Below are 6,084 nucleotides of genomic sequence, written 5' to 3'. Positions count from 1 at the left end.
CTTGTATTTCTTTTATCTAAAAACTGATTAGCTCGGGCGCGCACGATGCTAATGGATGTTCACTTTTTTCTCACGGCTTCTGCAAATGATGGTGGCGCAGGGAAATGCTTACCCATTGAGGAATTCATAACCAAGCCGTAGGTTGGTAATTCTAATGGACTCATGATTTGATTTCGTAGACCTCTGTTAGCTTCAATTAGTTTTTGGGTCTGATTTATGCCTTCGAAGAAGTCGAAATCGTTAACTATGCCTTTGGGGAGTGCTACATTCAAATCTACTAGTGCGACTTCTCTTTGTATTAAAGTGTTTATGTTCTGGTCGATGTGTTCTATTGGTGAATTAGCCGAAACTCGTATGGGGTTGCTGCTTAATGGTTTTGTTAGTGTGGAATTGTTGATCAGGTACTGCTCCGGTTTGATGTTTTTTGACCTTGCGAGGTTTGCGATTCTAACCTCACCGCCTAAACTGTTTACAGATTCACTCAACAATTTTGTTGTTGTGGGAGAAAGCTTTTGAGTGGGATGCAATGCATCCGAAGATCGAAATATATTTTGGTTAAGAGTTTCAATGAAAGTAGCAAACCATTTATGGCCATTTGGATCTCGTCTATTAATCGGATTTCCACTGCAATATCCATATGCGTTCAACCCCCCCTCCCCAAACGGACTCCAACTGTCCGGGCTGTTGAACCGCATCAACACCGGGTTGAATTGCCGATACCCATTGCCCAAATGATAATGCCCGGTCACCGGGTCGGGTCGTTCGCCGTTAAATCCGAGCAAGCTGAGCAAGCCGTTTTCAAGGGGGCGATGACCATAGGGCGAGTAGGCGATAGGGTTGGGCTGGTTCGCATCGATTGCGTTCAGTACCGAGCGCTGTTGATCCGTCGCCAGTAACGTGGCGGTCCTCTTGCCACCCTCACTCTGCTGCTGCGCCAACAGTTGATCGTCGTGCTGCACGATGGTGCGTTGCACACCGCTTTGTATCTCAGTGGCGAGGCGAGTTTTGCAGTAATACCGCTGGGTGGGTTGTTGAAAGGGAGTGCTATTGACCAGCCGATCAAGCGGGTCGTAGTTGTAGCGACTCAAGAGTGTTTCACACTTAGAAGTAGGCATTGACTGAAGCTCCGTGCAAAGGTCGAAAAAGCCGAGCCTTCAGCATCGATCCTTTCCCAGTCGTTGCCTACCTATCAGAACTGCTAGGGTTTTGCCCTTTCTGAAGTCAAACCTTCGGCATTGTCGCCAGCATCGATGCTCGCTGGCTCACCTCGAAATACCAGCCCGCCAGCTTGGGATTCGCTTCGCGCCAGTCCAGATCCGGGTGGCGCAGATCCAGATAGCCCAGCGCACAGGCCACACTGATCGCGGCCACATCAAAATGGCTGGTCAGCTCGGCAATCGCGTCTGCTTCCAGCACGGTCAACGCCCGGCGGATTTTGTCGCGCTGGCCGTCCAGCCATTCGTCCCACTGTTTTTCCGGCGCGCGCAGGGCCAGTTCGTAGCGGGTCAACACCGCCGCGTCCATGATTCCGTCGGCCATGGACGCGAGGGTCATCCGCCGCCAGCGGGCCGAGCCTTCACGGGGGATCAGTGGGTTGCCGACATGCTGGTGATCGAGGTAATCGAGGATCACCCGGCTGTCGTGGATAACGCTGCCATCGGCCAGGCGCAGGGCGGGGATTTTGCCCAAGGGGTTGTCTTCGATGAGGGTCAGGTCCGGGCTGACCGGAGTGAGTACGCTGGATTGCAGCGCCACGCGGTTTTGCTGACCGGTTTCGTGGAGCAGCACCATGACTTTGCGAACGAAGGGCGAAAGAGGGTTGTGGTACAGCGTCATGCTCGGGGTGGACATGGTGGCGTCTCGTTCGGTGGTAGTGACGGCAGCATAGCGCGTTGGGGTGGCAGCTCAAGATTGCACGACGTGCTGTGGTTTGGGCTGACGCACGACGGTCCAGACGATGAGATTTCTGTAGCAGCTGCCGAGCCTGCGAGGCTGCGTTCGGCTGCGCCGCAGTCGTAATCCGGGAAACCAGGTTTGCCTGAAAGAACGTGGTCTCAGGTTTTACGACTGCTGCGCAGCCGAACGCAGCCTCGCAGGCTCGGCAGCTGCTACAGGGGCAGTCGTAGGCCCCGCGGCTGCTACAGGGGTTTCAGTAATCCACGCAGGGCGATGATGGCGGGGATGCCCAGGCCGAGCCAGCTCAGGGCGTCCCAGACGCCATCGCCCAACAACGCTGCGAACAATCCGGCAGCACTGAACAGACCGATGACCGTGGGAAGGGCGAAGACTTTCCAGAAGTTCGACTGACGCGGCCTCATGCTTGGGCCTGCGCAATGTCCGCCACGGGTTTCGCTGCTTTGCGGCGCACGACCCAGAGGTAAACCCCACTGCCGAGAACGATGATGGTCAACACGTCCAGCGTCGCCCAGAGGATTTTCATCGGCATGCCGCCGTAATCACCGAAGTGCAGCGGCTGCGACATGCCCATGGCGTCCATGTACCACGGTCGCTCGGCCACGGCGGTGACTTGCAGGGTGCTGGCGTCGATCAGCACCGGCGTGAGCAGGTGGGAAGTGAGGTGCGTACTGCCTTTCATGAACACGGCGTAATGGTGTTCGCTGGAAAACCGGGTGCCCGGGAACGCAATGAAATCGGGTTTCATGCCCGGTGCGACTTCCTTGGCGATATCGAGCAGGCGTGTCGCCGGCGCCAGTTGTGTCAGTGGTGGCGCGTCACGGTAAGGCGCGACCATCGCGCTGAGGGTGTCGGTGCGCCACGCAGCAATCAGCAGGTCCGCGCAGGCACTGATAACGCCGGTAACGCCGACCACCAGCGCCCAGGTCAGGGTCACGACGCCGATCAGGTTATGCAAGTCGAGCCAGCGCAAGCGGGTGGATTTTTCCTGGCGCACGGTGGCGAATTTCAACCGGCGCATGAACGGCAGGTACAGCACCGCACCGGACACGATCGCCACAACAAACAGTATCCCCATGAACGCCAGCAGCAACTTGCCCGGCAGGCCGGCGAACATGTCCACGTGCAGGCGCAGCATGAACATCATGAAGCCGCCGTTGGCCGACGGCATCTCCAGCGCTTCGCCGGTGCGCGCGTCGAGCATGAAGGTATGGGACGAGTTCGGCTCGGTGCCGGCTGTGGCCGCCATGATGGCGATCATGCCGTTGGGGTCTTCGTCGTCGTAACCGAAGTACTGCATGACCTCGCCAGGACGATGTTTCTCGGCCGCCAGCACCAGTTGCTGCAGATTGAGCTGGGGTGTGTCGGCCGGCATTTGCTTGAGTTCGGCCGCATCGCCGAGCAGGTGATCGATCTCGTGATGAAAGATCAACGGCAGGCCGGTCAGTGCCAGCATCAGCAGAAAGGCCGTGCAGATCAGGCTGGTCCAGGTGTGGACGAACGACCAACGGCGGATTGTTTTACTTTTCATTTCCAGACCTTCAAAAATACCAAAGCCGTCCATGGAGGACGGCCGGGTCTTGGGGTGTGTCAGGTCAGCCCGTTACCACTTGTAGGTTGCACTGGCGACGACGCTGCGCTGGTCACCGTAGTAGCAGTAGAAACTGTCACAGGTGGAGATGTAATCCTTGTCGAACAGGTTGGTTGCATTCAGTGCCAGCGACGCACCTTTCAAGCTGTTGTCCAGACGGCCGAGGTCGTAGTGAACCGCGGCGTCGAACACGGTGTAGGCATCAGCCTTGCCCAGCTCGGTGTTGGCCTGATCGCCGTAGGTGTTGCCGGTGTAGCGAACGCCTGCGCCGACGCCGAAGCCGTCCAGCACGCCGTTGTGCCAGGTGTAATCGGTCCACAGCGAAGCCTGTTGATTGGGCATCAGTTGCAGGCGATTGCGCTTGAACGTGCCGTTCTGTACTTCGGACTTGGCCAGGGTGTACGCGGCGATGACCTTGAGGTTGTCGGTCACGTCGGACACGGCTTCCAGTTCCAGGCCTTTGACTTTGACTTCACCGGTCTGGCTGGTGATCGACACGTTGTCCGAGTTGATCGTGGTGACGGAGACGTTTTTCTGGGTCAGGTCATACACCGCCGCGGTCAGCAGGGTGTTGCTGCCAGGCGGTTGGTATTTGATGCCCAGTTCCCATTGCTTGCCTTCGGTCGGTTTGATCGAGTCGGTTGGCGAGGCGGTGGCGTTGCTGGTTGGCTGGAACGATTCGGCGTAGGACAGGTAGGGCACGACACCGTTGTCGAACACGTAGCTGATCGCCGCGTTGCCGCTGAAATTCTTGTCCCGCTCGGTGTTGGTGGCGTCGCCTTTGTTGAAGAATTTGGTCCCGGTGTGGACCCAGTCCTCACGTCCGCCCAGGGTCAGGCGCCATTGGTCGAGGGCCATCTGGTCCTGAACGTACAGGCCGGTCTGGTTGGTCTTTTGATCGTAATCGTAGTACGCCGTCGAGCGAGGTGGCCGAACGATCGGCAGGCCGTAGATCGGGTTGTTGACGTTGGTGGTCAGGCCGTCACCGTAAATCGAGGTGTAGTGGGTGTTGGTGCGCTGGTGATCGAGGCCGATCAACAGGGTGTGAAGGACGTCGCCGGTGGCGAAGTCGGCCTGGAAGTTGTTGTCCACGGCGAACTGGCTGATGTCCTCATCGACGCTGGTGCTCGTACGGCCAACGTTACCGTCGGCATCGACTTGCGTGAACGGGTAGGCGCCGGGGGTGAGGGTCTGGAACGACAGGTCCGACTTGGTGTAGCGCAGGTTTTGCTTGAACTGCCAGACATCGTTCAAGCGATGTTCAAACGCGTAGCCCAGGGCGTAGTAGGTGCGGTCGTAGTATTCCCAGTCCGGGTCGCCCAGGTTCTTGTGATGGGAAATATCACCGAGGGGCGAACGGATTTTGGTGCCTTGCACCGGCAGGAACTGGCTGGTGATGCCGGTATCGTCGCGGGTGAACTGGGTCAGCAGGGTGAATCGGGTGTCGTCGTCGATGTTCCAGGTCAGGCTTGGCGCAATGTTGTAGCGCTTGTTGTCGACGTGGTCGATCTGCGTACCGCTGTCGCGGATGACACCGCTCAGGCCGTAGAGGAACTGGCCTTCGTCATCAATTTTGCCGGTGCTGGCGAAGTTGATCTGGCGGTGATTGTCACTGCCATATTGCACTTCGATTTCATTGCTCGATTCGGCGCTGGGGCGGCGGCTGACCATGTCGAGCAAACCACCCGGCGGGGTCTGGCCGTACACGGACGAGGCCGGACCACGCAGCAGGGCGAGGCGATCAAGGTTCCAGGTTTCCTGTTTCGGGTTGGCGTACACGCCTTTAGGCAGGGGCAGGCCATCGAGGAACTGGGTCGGTTCGAAGCCACGCACGCGCAGCCAGTCGGCACGGGTGTCGCTGCCGTAACTGCTGGCGACGATTCCGGGCATGTAACGCACGGCGTCATCGATGTTCTGGACGTTGCGATCGTCCATCTGCTGGCGCGTTGCGACCGAAATCGAGCGCGGTGCTTCAACCAGTGCGGTGTCGGTCTTGGTGCCGGCGGCGGTGCGAGTGGCCAGGTAACCCTCCACCGGGCCCCAGGCGCTTTCCGTGTTTTCCACACCCATGATGCTGGTTGTCGGCAAGTCCATCACGCCCTCAGGCACGGCCACCAGGCTGAAGGTGCCGGCGCTGCTTTGTTCCAATTGCAGACCGGTGCCGCGCAAAGCTTCGCGCAGGGCGCCCGTAGCGTCGAACTGGCCTTTGACCGGTGCCGAAGTTTTGCCCGCTGCCAGCGATGGGTTCAGTGACAGGGCAAGACCGGCCTGGCTGGCGATCTGGTTGAGCGTGCTGGCCAAGGGAGCGGACGGCAGGTTGTAGGCGCGAACGCTCGACGCCTGATCGGCGGCCATCAGCTGAGCGCTAAGCAGAGGGGCACCGAGTGCAATGGCGATAGCCAGCAAACCGGGGCGCAACAAGGTGTCTAGCGAGCGGGACATACAGCGGCTCCTGAAAGGGAATACTTCTCAATTGCCTAGGTGCCGAACGAGAATCCAAAAGTGATAGGGCTGGATGAAAATAATTTCGATTCATTAAACAAATCTTGTGGTGAGGCTTACGACCTCATCGCGGGCAA

Annotated in this window: 5 protein-coding genes; all 5 read right to left on the bottom strand. The window is 58.4% G+C overall.

Translation table 11 applies throughout. The features are described from left to right. Positions 1-59 precede the first annotated feature (59 nt). Entirely contained in the window at positions 60-1,115 is a 1,056-nt protein-coding gene (locus tag AC3ZVB_RS21900; RefSeq protein WP_490147724.1) for an RHS repeat-associated core domain-containing protein, read from the bottom strand. A gap of 106 nt (positions 1,116-1,221) precedes the next feature. Further along, a complete protein-coding gene (locus AC3ZVB_RS21895) occupies positions 1,222-1,851 on the bottom strand; it encodes a glutathione S-transferase (protein ID WP_490147723.1) in 630 nt (209 codons plus the stop codon). Positions 1,852-2,138: 287 nt separating this feature from the next. Further along, positions 2,139-2,318: a hypothetical protein gene (locus AC3ZVB_RS21890; protein ID WP_162436217.1), complete on the bottom strand. Its 180-nt coding sequence runs from the start codon at positions 2,316-2,318 to the stop codon at positions 2,139-2,141. Beyond that, positions 2,315-3,445 (bottom strand): PepSY-associated TM helix domain-containing protein, encoded by a 1,131-nt coding sequence (locus AC3ZVB_RS21885; RefSeq protein WP_490147722.1) that lies wholly within the window; start codon positions 3,443-3,445, stop codon positions 2,315-2,317. Before AC3ZVB_RS21885 ends, AC3ZVB_RS21890 begins: the two co-directional genes overlap by 4 nt. Positions 3,446-3,517: 72 nt before the next feature. Next, complete coding sequence (locus AC3ZVB_RS21880; protein ID WP_490147721.1) at positions 3,518-5,947, bottom strand: TonB-dependent siderophore receptor; 2,430 nt, start codon at positions 5,945-5,947, stop codon at positions 3,518-3,520. Positions 5,948-6,084 lie beyond the last annotated feature (137 nt).

It is taken from the genome of Pseudomonas sp. MDV22-iso1, from assembly GCF_058145095.1.
This window is presented reverse-complemented; position numbering and strand designations above follow the sequence as displayed.

What these genes read in the sequence shown, in the direction of transcription:
- AC3ZVB_RS21900 (WP_490147724.1), bottom strand. Translation starts at nt 1,115, where the DNA reads ATGCCTACTTCTAAGTGTGAAACACTCTTGAGTCGCTACAACTACGAC.
- AC3ZVB_RS21895 (WP_490147723.1), bottom strand. Translation starts at nt 1,851, where the DNA reads ATGTCCACCCCGAGCATGACGCTGTACCACAACCCTCTTTCGCCCTTC.
- AC3ZVB_RS21890 (WP_162436217.1), bottom strand. Translation starts at nt 2,318, where the DNA reads ATGAGGCCGCGTCAGTCGAACTTCTGGAAAGTCTTCGCCCTTCCCACG.
- AC3ZVB_RS21885 (WP_490147722.1), bottom strand. Translation starts at nt 3,445, where the DNA reads ATGAAAAGTAAAACAATCCGCCGTTGGTCGTTCGTCCACACCTGGACC.
- AC3ZVB_RS21880 (WP_490147721.1), bottom strand. Translation starts at nt 5,947, where the DNA reads ATGTCCCGCTCGCTAGACACCTTGTTGCGCCCCGGTTTGCTGGCTATC.